The organism is Moritella sp. 24, assembly GCF_018219155.1.
In the GTDB taxonomy this organism is placed as follows: Bacteria; Pseudomonadota; Gammaproteobacteria; order Enterobacterales; family Moritellaceae; genus Moritella.
In genome coordinates this window covers 3,410,309-3,428,404 of sequence record NZ_CP056123.1, presented here as the reverse complement: position 1 = coordinate 3,428,404, position 18,096 = coordinate 3,410,309, and the positions used below count along the sequence as shown (strand labels likewise).

Here is an 18,096-nt window from a genome sequence, read left to right as displayed (position 1 = left end):
AGGCTTTCCTTTTTTACTCCTCAAATATAATGTGGTTGTGTGAGTCTGACCACAGAATATAGGCACCTCTCATCGGAGGAGGTGATAATCGCATTATGGGAGATTAGTGCTAATAACCGAACTTGGCATGAAGCATTAATCCCTTTCAACATCTATCCTTATGTTTGTTTATACATCAGTAAGCTAAAGCAATGCATAGACTAAATGATTACCTGTAATGGTTTATAAATTGGTTGATTATCTGCGTTAGTGATATTAAAAACCATATCAATACAGTGGTATTCTTTAAAGTATATTGCTTGTTATTATGGAATTAAATATGGATAAAAACCTAAAAGTGAATATCCATAAAGTACTATTCACCTTAAATCGCCATAATCATGTTAATTTAATGTTAAAACCGTGAGCAATGTCAAATAGTTGTTAATGCTTTTGTTAATCAGTTGTTGCATCGTGGATGTTGTATAAAAATTCCCTTATGATTATTTTGTTTTTACAACTCAACAATAATTACGCTGTTTAAACGGCGAATCAACCTGCAAACCCAACATTTACAATAATAAGAATAGACAAGGAAATTAATATGAAGGTTACAAAAATAGCTTTAATACTAGGTCTAGCATCAACATTACCGCATTTAGTTAATGCTGCTACATTAGAGCAAGTGACGAAAAAAGGCGTATTAAACTGTGGTGTTTCTACAGGGATCCCTGGCTTTTCAGCGACTGACTCAAAAGGCGTTTGGAAGGGTATTGACGTTGACTTTTGTCGCTCTGTTGCCGCAGCTGTATTAGGTGATGCATCGAAAGTGAAATTTATTCCACTGACTGCTAAAGAACGTTTCACTGCATTACAAAGTGGTGAAATTGATGTTTTAGCGCGCTCATCGACTTGGACTGCAACACGTGATACTTCACTTGGATTAAATTTTGCAGGTGTTAACTACTATGATGGCCAAGGTTTCTTAATTAATAAAGATCTTGGTGTCACGTCAGCAAAAGAATTAGATGGCGCTTCTTTCTGTATTCAAGCAGGTACAACAACAGAGCTTAACCTTACGGATTACTTCAAGTCTAACAACATGGAATATAAAGCCGTTACATTTGATACGTCAGGTCAAACAATCGATGCATTCAAAAAAGGTCGTTGTGACGCTGTTACATCTGATGCTTCGCAGTTATACGGTTTGAAAATTAAATTAGATAACCCTAATTCTGCAATGGTACTTCCAGAGATTATTTCTAAAGAACCATTGGGTCCAGTTGTTCGTCAAGGTGACGATGAGTGGTTTAACGTAGTACGCTGGACTATGTTTGCAACATTAGAAGCTGAAGAGTTAGGTGTTACAGCAAGCAATGTTGATAAACAATTAAAATCAGCTAACCCATCAGTGAAACGTCTACTTGGTGTATCTGGTAAAGCAGGTGAGAACTTAGGGCTTAAATCTGATTGGGCTTACCAAATTGTTAAGCAAGTTGGTAACTACGAAGAAATGTTCGAAAATAACGTAGGTAAAAATTCACCTCTTAATATTGATCGCGGTATCAATAATTTATGGAATCAAGGCGGTTTAATGTACGCAATGCCAATTCGATAAATTAATACCTCAGTCACTTCTGCTTATTCTCAGTAAGCTATGTAGAAGTGACCTTGGTATATCGGGGGCTTAGCCCCCTTTTTTAAAAGGTTTATTTTGTTATGAATAATTCAAAACTCCCCCCAACCTCCAAAGGTTTATTTAACAGCCCACAAAATCGTGCGATTATTTTCCAAGTGCTTTCTTTGGCTGTTGTAGTTTTATGCATTTTTTACTTCGTTAACAACATGTTTGATAATGTAGCAAAAAGGGGTATTACTACAGGTTTTTCATTCTTAGGTGAAACAGCTGGTTTTGGTATCAGTCAATCGCTAATCCCTTATGACGATACAAGTTCAACCTTTTTAGATGTATTTATAGTTGGTTTATTAAATACGATTTTAGTGGGTGTTATTGGTATTGTTTTAGCGTCTATTATTGGCTTAATGGTTGGTGTTGGTCGTCTATCATCTAATTATTTAGTGGCTAAACTATCACTGGTTTACATTGAAACGTTTCGTAATATCCCTATTTTATTACAAATCTTGTTTTGGTATAACGTGGTGCTTGCAGCGCTACCAAGTCCACGCCAAAGTATTTCTTATTTTGATTCTATCTTCATTAATAACCGTGGCTTTATCATGCCCGATCCGATCTTTGAATCGGGTAGTGGATTTATATTAGTCGCATTTTTGTTGGCGTGTATTAGCGTTGTATTTTTAGCTAAGTGGGCAACTAAACGTCATGACTTAACGGGAGAAGAATTTCCATTAGTGAAGGTCGCGTTGGCAATCATCGTTCTTGCACCGTTATTGGTCTTTTTCATTACAGGTCAACCGATCAGTGCTGAGTATCCCGCTTTAAAAGGATTTAACTTCAAAGGTGGCATCACCATTATTCCTGAGTTACTGGCGCTTATTTTTGCGTTGAGTATCTATACCGCGACTTATATTGCAGAGGCAGTGCGTGCGGGGATTGAAGCTGTACCCCCAGGTCAAAAGGAAGCGGCAAAATCATTAGGTTTAAAAGATCATGTGATCTTGCGTAAAGTTGTTTTACCGCAAGCATTACGTGTGATTATTCCACCTGTGATTAATCAATACCTTAATCTAGTGAAAAACTCATCACTGGCAACGGCAATCGGTTATCCAGAAGTTGTTACCTTGTTCTCAGGGACGACGCTTAACCAAGTAGGGCAGGCTATTGAGATCATTCTTATGACGATGGCTGTGTATCTTGTTTTCAGTATTGTTATTTCACTACTGCTGAACTGGGTTAATGCAAAAATGGAAATTAAAGGAAGATAATATGGCTGTTTATACGATGAAAGAGGCCAAACCTGCACCTTCGACAAGTAAGGGGTTGGTATTCTGGTTACGAGAGAATTTATTTTCTACTATTCCTAATACACTATTAACACTGCTGGGTATCTATTTTATCTATACCACTGTGCCCCCGTTACTCGATTGGATGATCTTCGATGCGACATGGAGCGGTACTAAAGAAGAAGTGGTAAAAGAGGGGGCTCGCTGGATATTTATTATCGAGAAGTTCGACCAATTTATGTATGGCTTCTACCCTGAAGCATTGCATTGGCGTCCGAATTTAGTCGCTATCTTAAGTATTATCTTTGTGTTTTTTATACCGCGCTTAAGCAGTATTAAGATTAAATTTGTCAGTATGCTGCTGTACCCAGTGGTATGTTTTATCTTGATCCGTGGTGGACTCGGTCTTGAAGTGGTAGGCACTGAAAAATGGGGCGGTTTAATGCTGACTATTTTGGTGGCTGCGGTTGGTATTATTGCATCATTCCCAATTGGTATCTTATTAGCGTTAGGTCGTCAGTCAGACAATATGCCAATTGTTAAAACGTTATGTGTTGGTTTTATTGAGTTTATTCGTGGTGTGCCACTCATTACCATCTTATTTATGGCGTCGGTAGTACTGCCGTTATTCTTTAGCGATGGCATCGAGTTTGATAAGTTATTACGGGCGTTAATTGGTATTACATTATTCCAAGCCGCGTATATTGCCGAAGTGATTCGTGGTGGTTTACAAGCTATACCGAAAGGTCAATATGAAGCGAGTGAGTCATTAGGCTTAACGTATTGGCAAGGTATGATTTTGATTATTCTACCTCAAGCATTAAAGATCTCTATCCCGAATTTGGTTGGTTCGTTCATCTCGTTATTTAAAGATACGACCTTGGTACTCATCATTGGTTTGTTCGATATCTTAGCGATGGTGACGCTGACGAATAGTGATACCAGTTGGCTTGGTTTTGAAATCGAAGGCTATGTGTTTGTTACTCTGATTTATTGGGTGTTCTGCTTCAGCATGTCGCAATATTCGCGCGTGATAGAACGTAGATACAACACCGATCACTAACAATTACCGTAAATTTAACTGACCATTTACGTAAGGTAATTGGTATAAGGAAGTATCATGTCAGAACAAGATTATATGATCAGTATGCAAGACGTTAACAAATGGTATGGTGATTTTCACGTACTTAAAGACGTTAACTTAAATATTAAAAAAGGCGAAAAAGTCGTTATCTGTGGTCCATCTGGCTCGGGTAAATCAACCACTATTCGTTGTTTGAATCATCTTGAAAAATTTCAGGAAGGTTCGATTAATATTAACGGCACTAACCTGATTGAGGACGTAAAAGTTGTGCGTCATATTCGCTCGCAAGTGGGTATGGTATTCCAACACTTTAATTTGTTCCCGCATCTTTCGGTATTAGAAAATTTATTATTGGCTCCGACGTGGGTACATAAAAAACCACGTCATGAAGCAATTAAAACGGCGATGGAATATCTAGAACGTGTGAAGATTGCCGACCAAGCGCATAAATTCCCAAATCAGCTTTCTGGTGGTCAGCAACAGCGTGTAGCGATTGCGCGTTGTTTATGTATTAATCCGGAGATCATGCTGTTTGATGAACCAACATCGGCACTGGATCCTGAGATGGTATCAGAAGTGCTAGATGTAATGGTTGAGCTTGCAGATGAAGGTATCACCATGATTTGTGTAACTCACGAAATGGGCTTTGCTAAGAAAGTGGCTGATCGTGTTATCTTTATGGATGCAGGGCAGATTATCGAAGAAAATGAACCGCATGAGTTCTTTGATAACCCGCAATCAGATCGTTTAAAACTGTTCTTAGATCAGATCTTATCGCACTAAGTTAATATCAATTACAAAAAGCCTTATTCTAATTCCATTATTACGATGGGATTGGGATAAGGCTTTTTTGTGTTTTGAATAATAAAGTACAATAAACAATGATAAAACCTGTCCAGAAAAATAAAAAAACGTTAAAATTCTTTTCTTTTGAATTGATGGTATTTAAGAATGAAACGTTTCGTTTTGGCAGTCGTAGTTTTATTGTCTTTTGGGCAGGCTAGTGCAAGTGAAAGATATGATGATATAGAGTTATATCAACTTAAAAAAGAAGTTCGTATGCTCAGGGATGATATACAAAGATTAGAGGTGCTAATCCTTAGATCATCAAAAAAAACGGATAAAGATGATGTGATTGCGGATACGAAAAGTGGCGCATGGGGCTGCTATATTAAAGATCTCAGAGCTGGTGGAGTATACGGTACAGGTCAAACAGAAGCGGAAGCAAAAGGCAAAACGTTAGAAAAATGCGAACAAAAAGGTGGTGTGTGTTGGGAAAGTAACTTGAAATGTTCTTCTGACAAATCATAGCCGAGTAAGCCTAATAAATTGCTAAACCGAAGTATAAGCGCATCGCTTTGAACATTTAATTATTTGGATAATATGAACTTATTTGATTTGAAACACTATTTACTTTCAGTCACCTTGAAGGTGGTTTAGTAGAAGTTGATTATGAAGAAACGGATACATATTCTGTCACTAAACATTATCTGAATAATCACCAAGCAATGTTAGATATACTTTTAGAGGAATAGGATAAGAATATTAAATGAAGCATGTGCAGGTAGATTGATACAGTAAAACCCAGTCACCTTTTAGATAACTGGGTTAGACAGATAAGCCTTACACGTGGGGACGAGTGTGCGCTTTATCTTTTCACGGTAACTTAGTGTTACGCGTTGTTTACTTCTACTGGTGCTGGTGTGCGGATTAAGTGGTCAAAAGCACTTAAGCTGGCTTTTGAACCTTCACCCATGGCAATGATGATTTGCTTATAAGGTACTGTTGTTACATCACCGGCTGCGAATATACCTGCAACAGAGGTTTCACCTTTGGCATTCACTTCAATTTCACCACGCGGTGATAAAGCAACACCACTGTCTTTTAAGAAATCACTGTTTGGCATCAAACCAATTTGTACAAAGATACCTGCAAGTTCGAGCTGTTTTGCATCACCTGTCGCGCGGTCAACATAATTAAGTGCTGTAACTCGCGTACCATCACCGATAACTTCTGTGGTTTGTGCTTGTTTAATTATCGTGATATTAGCCATGCTATTGGCTTTATTTACAAGTACTTGATCGGCACGTAAAGTATCTGCAAATTCAAGTACAGTCACATGCTCAACAATACCGGCTAAGTCGATAGCAGCTTCGATACCAGAGTTACCGCCACCGATCACGGCTACTTTCTTACCTTTGAACAACGGACCATCACAGTGCGGGCAGTAAGCCACGCCTTTGTTACGGTATTCTTGTTCACCGGGTACATTCATTTCTCTCCAACGTGCGCCCGTTGATAAGATCACACTGCGGCTTTTTAATATTGCGCCGCTATCGAGTTCAACATGAATATAACCATCGGTAGTTTTTTCAGCACTTACGACTGCAGCCGCTCGTTGTTCATTCATGATATCCACGTCATATTCTTTTACGTGTTCTTCAAGTGCCGCTGCAAGTTTTGGTCCTTGGGTTTCTTTTACTGAAATGAAGTTTTCAATCGCCATCGTATCCATGACTTGGCCACCAAAACGTTCGGCAACAACACCTGTTCGAATCCCTTTACGTGCGGCATAAATTGCTGCAGATGCGCCCGCTGGACCACCACCTACGACAAGCACTTCGTATGGTTCTTTTTCATTTAATGCGATAGCTTGTTTTTTTGCTGCGCCAGTATCCACTTTCGATAATATTTCAGTTAATGAAATACGACCTTGGGTGAATACTTCACCGTTTAAGTAAACACTTGGCACTGCCATGATATTACGTTCGGCAACTTCGTCTTGGAATGCAGCTCCGTCAATCATGGTTGTTTTAATATTAGGGTTAGTCGCTGCCATCATATTTAATGCTTGTACAACATCAGGGCAGTTTTGACAGCTTAATGAAATGAATATTTCAAAGTTCATTTCACCTTCAAGGTTAGCCATTTGCTCAATCACTTTAGCATCGAGCTTCATTGGGTGACCGCCACTGTGCAGTAGTGCCAATATTAGCGAGGTAAATTCATGCCCCATAGGTAAACCAGCAAAACCAATCGCAGTTTGTTTGATCGGATTGACTACTTGCATAATCGGTTTACGCGCGCTGGCACTTTGATCTTCAATAACAATTACTTTTTCGCTTAGTGACGCAATATCATTGGCTAACGTATGTAATTTTTGCGCGGTATCACTGTCATCAAGACTCAGTACAAGTTGTACTTCTGTCTTTAAATTTTCTAAATACGCCTTTAACTGGGTTTTCATATTTTGGTCTAACATAGTGACACCTTTTTAATTCTGCTTATGGCTATATATGGTGCGCTTTTTAAAACGCGATTAGCAATTTGGTTAATTTAAAAATTTACTTTCTACTTTCTACTTTCTACTTTCTACTTTTTGTTTTGTAGAGCATTCGTGAAAATGTATTTTTAAATGACCTCAGCTATTGCTGCATGCTGAGGTCGACTTATTTTCAGTTAATCAGTTTTTAAAGTGGCCTTTAAATTAGATTTTACCTACTAGGTCTAGTGAAGGCGCTAGTGTTGCTTCGCCTTCTTTCCATTTAGCTGGGCAAACTTCACCTGGGTTAGCAGCTACGTATTGTGCAGCTTTCACTTTACGCATTAAGTCTTCAGCGTCACGGCCAATACCTTCTGCAGTGATTTCCATTGCTTGGATAACACCTTGTGGGTCAACTAGGAACGTTGCACGGTCTGCAAGGCCTTGACCTTCACGCATAACATTGAAGTTGTTTGTGATGTTGCCTGATTGGTCGCCTACCATGAAGTAGTTTATTTTACCGATAGTGTCTGAACTGTCGTGCCATGCTTTGTGAGTGAAGTGAGTGTCAGTAGATACTGAGAATACTTCTACGCCACGTTTTTGTAATTCTTCGTAATGGTCTGCAACATCACCTAGTTCAGTAGGGCAAACAAACGTGAAGTCAGCTGGGTAGAAGAAGAATACAGCCCATTTACCATGTACGTCTTTTTCTGAAATTTCTACGAATTCGCCTTGTTTGAAAGCAGTTGCGTTGAATGGTTTAATTTGAGTGTTGATCATGTTGTTATCCTATTAATGAGTTAATTATTTGATTTGATTCTTGCTGCAATCTTGCTGCGAATCCATGAGAAGGATTATGGGGTAATTTTATGAATAGGTAAATTCAATTGAATCTATGTATTTGATAGTTTATATCAATCACTGGTTTTGAAGCTTATCATGTCGCGTGATATAGTCTTATTGAAAAATGGAGTCACTAAGGATAACGAGCAGATGAATATTCAATCCGCAAAAACTCAATTTGCAAAAATAGAACTCGCAAACATAACGCATTTAACTGCGTTTAAATCTTACGTTGATGAATGTGTTGATGATGGCATCGTACTTTATGAATTTATCTTTAACAATTACGCCGCTTATCTAAAGAAACGTATTGCTTATGCGCGTGGTGAACAGCTCCCGAAAGGGTGGACGCCTATCACGACTTATTTCTGTATCGAGAATGGCGTTATTCTTGGTTCGATACGGGTGAGACAGGGGAGTAACGATTATATTAATAACGTTATTGGTCATATCGGTTATGAAACAAGACCTTCAGTAAGGGGACAAGGAGTAGCGGAATTCATGCTTTCTAATATTCAGAAGACTGTTATGGTTGATGATGTAATTATCACCTGCGATCCGGACAACCTTGCATCACGTAAAGTAATAGAGAGTTGTGGTGGGGTGTTTTTAAATCAGTTCTATTGTGAAGAAGAAAATCAGCACGTATTGAGATATCGTTTAGCGTCAGAATAGGTGCTTTAATAGGGGGAACCCTTGATTAAAAGTCAAACTGTAGTCCGAAACCATACCCCACGTGTTCTTCATACATGACACCATTGGCGACTAATGCAAGGTTGGGCAGTAAATGTGCAACCAGTTCAGCACTGTATTCCATTTCTGACTCATCACCAATGTCGATATAGGCGGCATCAACAATAAACTCTAAATGGCGGCTGAAGTGCATTGCAAGACCGACCGCCGCGTTAAATCCGAATTCACTGTCAAAGTCATCATCTGTAACGGATACAGAATTTGATTTAAGCTCGACTTCTTTACCGAATTCATAAATAGCCCCGCTTTCAACTGTTAGGTCAATTTTAGGTAATAGCGCCAGTCGTGTACCCATATTGAATACGGCTTGCATCGAGGTTGTTGTCATTGAATTTTGCGCATCAATAACCTTCTCTTTACTTAAATAGTTAAAACTTGTTCTGCTAAAGATATAAGGGCTGACTAAGTTGGAAATATTTATTTGATATGTTTCTAATGGTTCATCAGCATCTTCAGCTGTAACTTCTGTGTAGTTTAGTTGGTAATAGCGATAACTAACTGGCGTATAATTGTTATTAGCAAAAGCAGCGCTAGAAAGTAGCGAGGCCAGTGTGAGGCACAGAGATATTAGTTTCATTTTACGTTCCTTGTTAAATGAGCTAAATGGCGGCAAGTTGATTTTTAGTGTGAATATTCGCGTTAGTATACTGATAAATTTGAAGGCTAAAGTATGAATAAATAAGGAGTTTTTGGTTATTGTAATTTAATGAAAAATTGATACTCTGGAATCAGTAATAATTAACTAAAGTCGTGTTACATCTTGTATTACACGAGCATCAATTGATTCATATTAAAAAGGAATTTTATGAATATTAAACAAGCCTCACTTGAAGAATTAAATGATCTGGTCAGTTTATTTGATCAATACATGGTGTTTTATAAGCAACCATCTGCTCCACAAAAGTACCGACCGTATTTAGGTGAGCGTTTGATGAATAATGATGCAACAGTGTTCATTGCGTATAATAAAGTTGGAGACCCTATGGGGTTTGTACTTAACTATCATTCGTTTTCATCGGTGTCGCTGGGTAAGATTATGGTATTAAATGATCTATTTATAGCCCCTGAATATCGTAGACAAGGCCTTGCTAATGAGTTGATTCATCGTGTAGTGAGGGAGGCTCGAAATACCGGTGCAATTCGTGTTGATTTGAATACCGCGCAAGATAATCTATCGGCGCAAGCATTGTATGAAAAGTTAGGATTTGTACGAGACACTGAGTACTTTGCGTATCGTCTAGCGGTAAAGTAATAACAAAAAACCGTTAGCTTCTGATTATATGTCCTTTGATCCAGTCACAAAATTTCGTTAAACAGATCTATTCTTGGTCTGTTTAACAATTCAACCAACCCCCTTGATGAAGATGCGAAGCTATTTATGTATTAGTGCAGCTGATCTTAATTCAATAATATTGAAAATAAATAACTTTGTGGTTTATTCGGTATGTATAAAATATTTTATGTGATAAAGATCTCGTAATATGAGTGGTTAGCTAGTGTATTTTATATTATTCAAGTAGTTATGCTTATTGTTATTATTTATATGGAGTCAGCATGCTGACATTCTTTTTGTCTGACATAAACCTGCCTTATACCGTTGCAATAAGTATTGTTTTTTTGTTCACTTTGATAGAAATATTGGGCTTATTAATAGGCTTAAGCCTGTTAGAGATGCTCGATAATGTTTCTCCTTTTGAATTTAACAGCGACACAAGTGTAACGGTGAGTTCTGGAGGATTAAACGGTGCGCTAGATTGGCTCTGTATTAGTAAATTACCTTTGTTTATCTGGCTGATCCTCTCATTTACTGTTTTTGCCGTTTCGGGGTTCATGATTAACTTCGTGATGCTTTCGGTGTTTGAATGGCAGCCCTCATTATTAATCTCGATACCTATCAGCATAACGTTGACCATGCTGTTCATGCATACTCTTGGTTCTAAACTCGCTCAGTGGTTACCGCTACGTGATAGTTCTGCTGTGTCTACTGCTGAATTTAACGGGAAGTTAGCCAGAGTTACGATTGGCACTGCCACTAAGGGCAATCCTGCAGAAGCTGTTTTGGTCGATGACTTTCAGCAAAAACATTATTTAATGGTAGAGCCTGCATATGAGCATGAGAAATTTACTCAAGGAACCGAGGTCGTCGTTGTTGAAAAATTGACAAGAAGTTGGCTTGCGATCCCATTCAAGTGATTTGCAAATAACGGGGTTGCAAACAATTAAGCAGTCATCACGAAATAGAAAAGTTATCACTTATATTTAGGAATATTATTAATATGGAATTACCAGGAAATATTACGTTCATTCTCATTATCGCGGGTAGTGTGTTTATCGCTATGTTGACGATTGGCCTTATCATTGCGAAGTTGTATGTACGATCAACCAAAGAAGTTGCTTTTGTTAGAACTGGGATGGGGGGAGAGAAAATTGCGAAAGACGGCGGTATGTTGGTACTACCGGTTCTACATGAAACTATACCTGTCAGTATGAATACATTACGAATTGAAGTCGAAAAAATTCAGAAGGATGCTTTGATCACCAAAGATCGTATGCGTGTGGATGTGAAAGCTGACTTCTATTTACGCGTAGCACCGACAAAAGAAGGTATTTCTATGGCTGCGCAAACGCTTGGTATTAGAACCATGCGTGTTGAAGAGTTGAAAAAACTCATGGAATCGAAGTTTGTTGACGTATTACGTGCGGTTGCGGCTGAGATGACAATGACAGAAATGCATGAGAAGCGTTCTGACTTTGTTCAGCGAGTACAGCAAAACGTGATTAATGATTTAGAGAAGAACGGCTTGGAACTTGAGTCTGTATCATTAACGGGGTTTGATCAAACAGACCTACAATATTTTAATAAAAATAATGCTTTCGATGCCGAAGGTCGTGCTTTACTTGCTCAGATTATTGAACGTAAGCGTAAAGAAACCAACGATATTGAGCAAGAAAATAGAATTTTAATTGAACAACGTAATGTACTGGCAGAAAAACAATCGCTCGAAATTGAACAAGAAAAAATGAATGCACAATTAAACCAAGAGCAAGTTGTCGAAATGCGTAAAGCTGAGCAACAGGCAACGATTGTGAAGCAACGAGAGCAACGAGCACAGGAAGAGCGCGAAGCTGAGATTGCAAAACAAAGAGCGATTGAAGCAGCCGAAATTGAAAAATCTAAATTTATTGAAACCGCAGAAATCGAGAAAATAAAAATACTGGAGCAATCAAGAATTCAGCAGCAGCGGGATATTGAAGTTGCGATGCAAGAAAAGCAAATTGCAGTTGCGGTTAAATCTGAAGAAGAATCTGCGGCTCGCGCGAAAGCGGCTGAAGCAGAAAAAAATAAGGTTGAGAAAGAAGAAGCGGTTGTGACTGCGCGTGAAGTTGCACAAGCAAATCGTAATAAGCAAATTGAAGTTATCGCAGCAACGAAAGAAGCAGAACGTGATGCGGTTGGTATTACCGTGCAAGCACATGCAGCAAAACAAGCAGCCGAAGATAATGCTGAATCAATTTTAATTGAAGCAAAAGCATCAGCAGATGCATTAAAACTGAATGCTGAAGCAAATGAAAAAGTATATGCGGTTGAAGCTGAAGGTAAGCGTTCTCGTTATGAGGCGGATAATTTATTAAGTACTGAACAGATCGATTTGCAAAAATCACTCGCAATTTTACAAGTATTGCCTGAATTAATCGCCAATGCGGTGAAACCATTAGAGAACATAGAGGGCATTAAAATTTTGCAGGGTTACGGTGGCAATGGTGGTCATAGCGTTACTGGCACGAGTTCGAACGATGGTCAGTCATCAGCACCGCTCAGTTTATCAGAGCAAGTAACGACCGCTGCGCTAAACTACCGTGCGAATGCACCACTGGTGGATAACATGCTTAAAGAGATTGGATTGGTTGATAAAGAAAATGGCTCGCTGGAGGATTTATTGACGGGTAATCATAATCTGATTAAACAGTCTGTTGCTCAAGCGCCAACGAATGACCCGGTAAACAAATCAGCCAGTGATATTGGCTGATTGAATCACGTATTTAATCATTAAGTTTGTAGATACCCTTTATTTCACGATAAAGGGTATTTTTTTAATAACGAATACCCGCACGTCGGTAGAGAAATCCAAGTAACCAAGCAGGACCGACTAATAAGAACTGCAGATCTTCAAAAAATGAGGGTTTCGCTCCTTCAATTTTATGTCCAATAAACTGAAACACCCAGGCAATCGCAAACAATATGGCGCTAAATATCCATAGCGGTATGGTTAAGTATAGTGTCAGCATATAACACGCGAGTAGGCATAATCCTGTGAACAGTAGCATGCCCAATAAAATGCGTAGTGATAAGGTGTAATAGAAATACATCGCCGGTAACATGGCGAGTGTTGCCCAGTTTAGCCAAAGAGAACCATCCATCCAGTCCATTTTAGGAATAGACCATAGTAAACCAACGATGGTAAAAAAGATGATGGGTACCATGACCCAGTGAATGAGTTTATTGGTTTTGTTTTGGTGGCTAACCCCATATTCATCAAACCATTGTTGCACTGTTCTTGATTGACGTGACATATCTTGCTTCCTTGCTGTGTCGTTGATTAGTTTCGCGTTATGTATTTATACATATTGGAAAAATAGGCTAGCATAAGTCATTAAATGAAAGTGTTATCGGTAAGCGACTTTTGGTATTTCAGGTGATTGGGGCGTGGTTTACTTCGTTTATGCGGGATTATTTTTATGAAGTCCAAGTGCGATGAGACACTTGGACTTATGAATACGAGCTGCGATAAGTTAGTCGTTATTTAACTAATACCGTTGTTAACACATCAAATAACGCATCAATTTCGCTGGTGGTATTGTAGTGCATAAAACCAATACGGATAACGCCACCTTTATCCAAGATATTTAATTGTTTGCATAAGCCAATTGCATAGAAATGACCATTCCATACGCACATATTATGTTGACCGAGCAAACCAGATACATCTTCTGGTGAAGCGTGGTCAATACGGATAGAGAAGGTTGGTGTACGCTCAGCTAATCTGTCCATGTCATTAATGCCATATAGCGTTACGTTGCTGTATTGCGCTAACTTGGCAAGGAAATGTTGGCTAAGCTGCTGCTCATGGACTTGATATAATTCGAAGCTTTGTACAAGTCTTTCACGTAGCGGCAGTGCTTGATCACCTGCATGGGCAAGGTATTCAACTGCAGCAGTAAAACCAGCTAAGGCTTCAAAGCTTTGAGTACCGGTTTCAAAACGGCCTGGCCCCTGATTTGTTGCTGGCTCAACTTTGTAAGGCGATAAACTATGTAACCATTGTGGCGCGACATATGCGATACCCACGTGAGGGCCAAAGAATTTATAAGCTGAACATGCTAAGAAATCACAACCTAATGCTTGTACATCAACAAGTTTATGTGGCGCGTAATGAACCGCATCAATATAAACTTTAGCACCAACGGCATGCGCAGCTGCAATGATAGGTTTGATGTCTACTAATGAACCAGTGGTGTTCGATGCAAATGTTAACGCCACTAGTTTCGTTTTGTTAGAGATTAATGAGATTAAATGGTCGCTATCTAATGTGCAATCATCTTCATTAACGCGGGCTTGATGTACTATCGCGCCTTTATCATCCGCTGCTTGTTGCCACGTTGATACGTTTGAATAATGGTCTAGAGAAGTCACAATAACTTCATCACCAGTTTGCCAATCTCGGCTTATCGCACGGCTTAGTTGGAAGGTAAGTGACGTCATGTTAGCGCCAAATACGATGTTGTCTGGAGATTCGGTATTTAATAATGCTTGGCCGCTGAGACGTGCATTACGCATCACATCAACGGTCTTTTCACTTGAGAAAAAGCGACCGCCAAGGTTTGAATTATATTTACCTAAGTAAGCAGTCATTGCATCAAGCACTGACTGTGGAACTTGTGAGCCACCAGGGCCATCAAAAAAATACACTGGCTCGCCATTTACTTTTTGTTGCAGTGCTGGGAACGCTTGGCGGATTGACTCAAGACATAAGTTCATCGGTTATTCCTTTAATAAAATTATTATTACGTTTAGAACAGTTATTTTTACAAGGCGTAATACTGTTATTTGTAAAAACGTAATACAGTTATTTAGATTGTTAAGTACGTTTATGACAGTTCGAACTACTGTCTTATTCGCTGCTTTATCGCGGACGTTGTCAATTAAGCGGTGAAAACAAATACGTCGCGCAGTCCGGTTTCATCTTGTAAACCAGGTAGTGTTTCAGTCACGTAATGGTAATAGCGACGGTCATTAAAAATGATGAATTGGTTCTCTTCTAGTGTGGTACTCATGTGTGGGTGTTGATCTACTGGCGATGAAAATATTTGTGTGAATGCGCCTGCGATGTTGTCACGTTTTACGCAAAAAATACCGACAAAATCAAAACCATCTTGGTGAATACCTTCAGGTGCTGGTGAGCCAGATTTATCCTGTGAGCACACGACGCGGATCTGATGTACGCCAATCGGCTGCTTTGTTGTATCAACGTTAGTACGCTCAAGAAATGCATTTAACAATGTTTGAAAGTCAGGATGCTGATCAAGTGCTGGAGAGATGTCTTCGAACTTACGTTCAACGTTACCGATAAGACGATTTACATCTGATGATTGCATGAAGGTACTTGAGTTTAATTTTTCAAATTGATCATTAGTTTTTTGATATTGAGAAAATGCACGGAATCGACAGTTACTTTCAAGGTAAGGATCGGCACCTAAATCATTAAAGAAATTACCTAAGTTTTGCGCACATGTAGAGGGTGCCTGAAATGCTTCAATAAGAAATGATCCGTTCATACTGTAAATCCTTGGTTAACCAGATGTAAATGTAATGCTGATTATCCGTGTATCGAACAGAGTTACAAGATAGGGGGCTAACTTCGAACGTATGTTTTACAAAAGTCTGTATATTTGTTAATAAATGAAATTTTGTGGAGGTTTTTTATTTGCAATTTGAAGTTATATTTTGCATTTATTTGGTTTGACGATATTCGGTTTTTTGATATCGAAAATGGTAATGTTAACTAGCGCACAAAAAAGCCCAAGCGTACTGTTACTATTTCTAGTTGAAAGTACATAAACTTGGGCTTAAATTAATTTAACACATGAAGCCATATGTTAAATTATTTACAGTGTGCATGACTATCTATAGCTTAACTATTTACAGTTACAGTTACAGTTACAGTTACAGCTAAAGTTATAGTTCGTTAACGAACTCAACAGCACGACCGATGTAGTTAGCAGGCGTCATTAATTTTAATTCCGCTTTAACTGCATCAGTTAGTTCTAGTGTATCGATGAATTCTTGCATAGCAGGACCATCAACACGACGACCACGAGTAAGCTCTTTTAGCTTTTCATATGGTTTTTCGATGCCGTAGCGACGCATTACTGTTTGGATTGGCTCAGCCAGAACTTCCCAGTTACGATCAAGATCAGCTAGTAGTGCTTCTTCGTTAAGCTCTAATTTGCTCACGCCTTTTAGCGTTGACTCGTAGGCAATAACAGAATAACCGATAGCAACACCTAGGTTACGTAATACAGTTGAATCTGTTAAGTCACGCTGCCAGCGAGAAACCGGTAATTTTGCAGCAAGGTGATTGAATAGTGCGTTAGCAATACCAATGTTACCTTCTGAGTTTTCAAAATCAATCGGGTTAACTTTGTGTGGCATTGTTGAAGAGCCAATTTCACCAGCAATCGTTTTTTGCTTGAAGTGACCTAGGCAAATGTAACCCCAGATGTCACGGTCAAAATCAAGAATGATTGTGTTGAAACGTGCAATTGCGTCATAAAGTTCAGCAATGTAATCATGCGGTTCGATTTGTGTTGTGTATGGGTTCCATACAACACCTAGGCTAGATACGAATTCTTCAGAGAACTCATTCCAATCAACATCAGGGTAAGCTGAGATGTGTGCGTTGTAGTTACCTACAGCGCCGTTGATTTTACCTAAAATTTCAACATTAGCGATTTGTAACATTTGACGGCGTAAACGCACTACAACGTTAGCAAATTCTTTACCCATAGTACTTGGCGATGCAGGCTGGCCGTGAGTACGTGATAATAATGGTACAGCAGCATATTCTTTTGCTAGTACTGTTAGGCTATCGATAAGCTTTTCACAGTAAGGTAAAAGAATTGTTTCACGCGCTTCAGTTAACATTAATGCGTGAGACAGGTTATTGATATCTTCTGAAGTACAAGCGAAGTGGATGAACTCAGAAACTGCATTCAGTTCTGCGTTATCAGCTACTTTCTCTTTCAAGAAGTATTCAACTGCTTTTACATCGTGGTTTGTAGTGCTTTCAATTGCTTTAATACGCGCAGCGTCAGCTTCAGAGAAGTTATCTGTGATGCTGTTTAATGCAGCGTTTGCATCAGCACTTAGTGCTGGTACTTCTGCAATTGCGTCACATTCAGCTAGTTTTTGTAACCAACGAACTTCTACTTGTACACGGTATTTGATTAGACCAAATTCACTAAAAATTGAACGCAGGGCTACTGTTTTACTACCGTAGCGACCATCGACCGGGGAAACAGCTGTTAACGCTGATAATTCCATTACATACTCCTGGGTGTGTTTAGGTTAAATTCGAGCTAATTGTTGCTTAGCTTGCTCTACCATGTGTTTACGATTGAAAACTACTTGGCGACGTTGACCGCCTGTTTGTCGCCATAACACTGCTGATCGAATACCGGCAAATAATACTGCACGGATCTTATCTCTCACCAATGTTTGTTGTAGGAAACTTGCTGTTCCTGCAATTTGGATCTTGGTGCCAAGTGGGCTGATTAGGTCCACATAAATCGACGCCATATTACTTAAAATTTGTGCATCCGTTAACTCATAATGATGAGTTTGGCGCTTAACTTGTGAGATGCGTTCACCTAACATGCCAAGAATATCATTGCGTTTAGCAAGTTTACGCTCTAGTGCGACTAAGCCAATCATGTAGCGTGTTAATGCACTATCTGGGCCTTTAGACGTATTACTTAACTGAGCAATAAGCGTTTTGTAGCCTAATTCTAAGTTTGCGTATTCGCCATAAACTTCAATTGTCTGACTTGGGTCTGTCACGATCACACAACGTAAGGTATTAGTTAATTGTGTATCATCACAATTACCAGTCGTTGCAAGTTGGTGTACTAGCGCAGCAGCCTGACAAACGCCAGCAAAGGCTATATTTGATTCTTGGAAGTTAGTTGACAC

General features: G+C 39.0%; 17 protein-coding genes. 9 read left to right on the top strand and 8 right to left on the bottom strand.

Annotated elements, in window-relative coordinates; translation table 11 throughout:
• The first annotated feature begins 583 nt into the window (after window positions 1-583).
• The 5 genes from HWV00_RS15180 to HWV00_RS15160 all read left to right on the top strand — a co-directional run bounded on the left by HWV00_RS15180 (window position 584) and on the right by HWV00_RS15160 (window position 5,296).
• Window positions 584-1,597: an amino acid ABC transporter substrate-binding protein gene (locus tag HWV00_RS15180; RefSeq protein WP_211682620.1), complete on the top strand. Its 1,014-nt coding sequence runs from the start codon at window positions 584-586 to the stop codon at window positions 1,595-1,597.
• 101 nt (window positions 1,598-1,698) lie between these two features.
• The gene (locus HWV00_RS15175; protein ID WP_211682618.1) at window positions 1,699-2,883 is read left to right on the top strand and encodes an amino acid ABC transporter permease; all 1,185 of its coding nucleotides are present in this window, start codon (window positions 1,699-1,701) and stop codon (window positions 2,881-2,883) included.
• A gap of 1 nt (window position 2,884) precedes the next feature.
• Window positions 2,885-3,964 (top strand): amino acid ABC transporter permease, encoded by a 1,080-nt coding sequence (locus HWV00_RS15170; RefSeq protein ID WP_211682616.1) that lies wholly within the window; start codon window positions 2,885-2,887, stop codon window positions 3,962-3,964.
• Between the two features lie 57 nt (window positions 3,965-4,021).
• On the top strand, window positions 4,022-4,768 hold the full coding sequence (locus HWV00_RS15165; RefSeq protein WP_370630463.1) for an amino acid ABC transporter ATP-binding protein: 747 nt from the start codon (window positions 4,022-4,024) through the stop codon (window positions 4,766-4,768).
• Window positions 4,769-4,936: 168 nt separating this feature from the next.
• Window positions 4,937-5,296, top strand: a complete 360-nt coding sequence (locus tag HWV00_RS15160; protein ID WP_211682614.1) for a hypothetical protein — start codon at window positions 4,937-4,939, stop codon at window positions 5,294-5,296.
• A 361-nt stretch (window positions 5,297-5,657) separates the two neighbouring features.
• Here the strand turns inward: HWV00_RS15160 and ahpF are convergent, their stop codons facing one another.
• On the bottom strand, window positions 5,658-7,247 hold the full coding sequence (gene ahpF, locus HWV00_RS15155; RefSeq protein ID WP_211682613.1) for an alkyl hydroperoxide reductase subunit F: 1,590 nt from the start codon (window positions 7,245-7,247) through the stop codon (window positions 5,658-5,660).
• 225 nt (window positions 7,248-7,472) lie between these two features.
• The gene (gene ahpC, locus HWV00_RS15150; protein ID WP_211682611.1) at window positions 7,473-8,030 is read right to left on the bottom strand and encodes an alkyl hydroperoxide reductase subunit C; all 558 of its coding nucleotides are present in this window, start codon (window positions 8,028-8,030) and stop codon (window positions 7,473-7,475) included.
• Between the two features lie 213 nt (window positions 8,031-8,243).
• Here ahpC and HWV00_RS15145 point away from each other — a divergent pair, with 213 nt between their 5' ends.
• Window positions 8,244-8,768, top strand: coding sequence for a GNAT family N-acetyltransferase (locus HWV00_RS15145; RefSeq protein WP_211682610.1), 525 nt, complete (start codon window positions 8,244-8,246; stop codon window positions 8,766-8,768).
• Between the two features lie 25 nt (window positions 8,769-8,793).
• Here HWV00_RS15145 and HWV00_RS15140 read toward each other — a convergent pair whose 3' ends face one another.
• Entirely contained in the window at window positions 8,794-9,423 is a 630-nt protein-coding gene (locus tag HWV00_RS15140) for an outer membrane beta-barrel protein (RefSeq protein ID WP_211682608.1), read from the bottom strand.
• Between the two features lie 228 nt (window positions 9,424-9,651).
• Here HWV00_RS15140 and HWV00_RS15135 point away from each other — a divergent pair, with 228 nt between their 5' ends.
• From HWV00_RS15135 to HWV00_RS15125, 3 genes are all read left to right on the top strand, one after another.
• The gene (locus HWV00_RS15135) at window positions 9,652-10,098 is read left to right on the top strand and encodes an N-acetyltransferase (RefSeq protein WP_211682606.1); all 447 of its coding nucleotides are present in this window, start codon (window positions 9,652-9,654) and stop codon (window positions 10,096-10,098) included.
• A 302-nt stretch (window positions 10,099-10,400) separates the two neighbouring features.
• The gene (locus HWV00_RS15130) at window positions 10,401-11,039 is read left to right on the top strand and encodes a YqiJ family protein (protein ID WP_211682604.1); all 639 of its coding nucleotides are present in this window, start codon (window positions 10,401-10,403) and stop codon (window positions 11,037-11,039) included.
• An 83-nt stretch (window positions 11,040-11,122) separates the two neighbouring features.
• A complete protein-coding gene (locus HWV00_RS15125) occupies window positions 11,123-12,874 on the top strand; it encodes a flotillin family protein (RefSeq protein ID WP_211682602.1) in 1,752 nt (583 codons plus the stop codon).
• Between the two features lie 64 nt (window positions 12,875-12,938).
• Here the strand turns inward: HWV00_RS15125 and HWV00_RS15120 are convergent, their stop codons facing one another.
• The 5 genes from HWV00_RS15120 to hflD form a co-directional block, all read right to left on the bottom strand.
• Window positions 12,939-13,418 carry a DUF962 domain-containing protein gene (locus HWV00_RS15120; RefSeq protein WP_211682600.1) on the bottom strand — a complete coding sequence of 160 codons (480 nt, stop codon included), beginning with the start codon at window positions 13,416-13,418 and terminating at the stop codon, window positions 12,939-12,941.
• Between the two features lie 226 nt (window positions 13,419-13,644).
• Window positions 13,645-14,883 (bottom strand): cysteine desulfurase-like protein, encoded by a 1,239-nt coding sequence (locus HWV00_RS15115; RefSeq protein ID WP_211682598.1) that lies wholly within the window; start codon window positions 14,881-14,883, stop codon window positions 13,645-13,647.
• A 164-nt stretch (window positions 14,884-15,047) separates the two neighbouring features.
• Window positions 15,048-15,680, bottom strand: coding sequence for a 2OG-Fe dioxygenase family protein (locus HWV00_RS15110; RefSeq protein ID WP_211682596.1), 633 nt, complete (start codon window positions 15,678-15,680; stop codon window positions 15,048-15,050).
• Window positions 15,681-16,080: 400 nt separating this feature from the next.
• A complete protein-coding gene (gene purB, locus HWV00_RS15105; RefSeq protein WP_211682594.1) occupies window positions 16,081-17,448 on the bottom strand; it encodes an adenylosuccinate lyase in 1,368 nt (455 codons plus the stop codon).
• 24 nt (window positions 17,449-17,472) lie between these two features.
• Complete coding sequence (gene hflD / locus HWV00_RS15100; RefSeq protein ID WP_211682592.1) at window positions 17,473-18,096, bottom strand: high frequency lysogenization protein HflD; 624 nt, start codon at window positions 18,094-18,096, stop codon at window positions 17,473-17,475.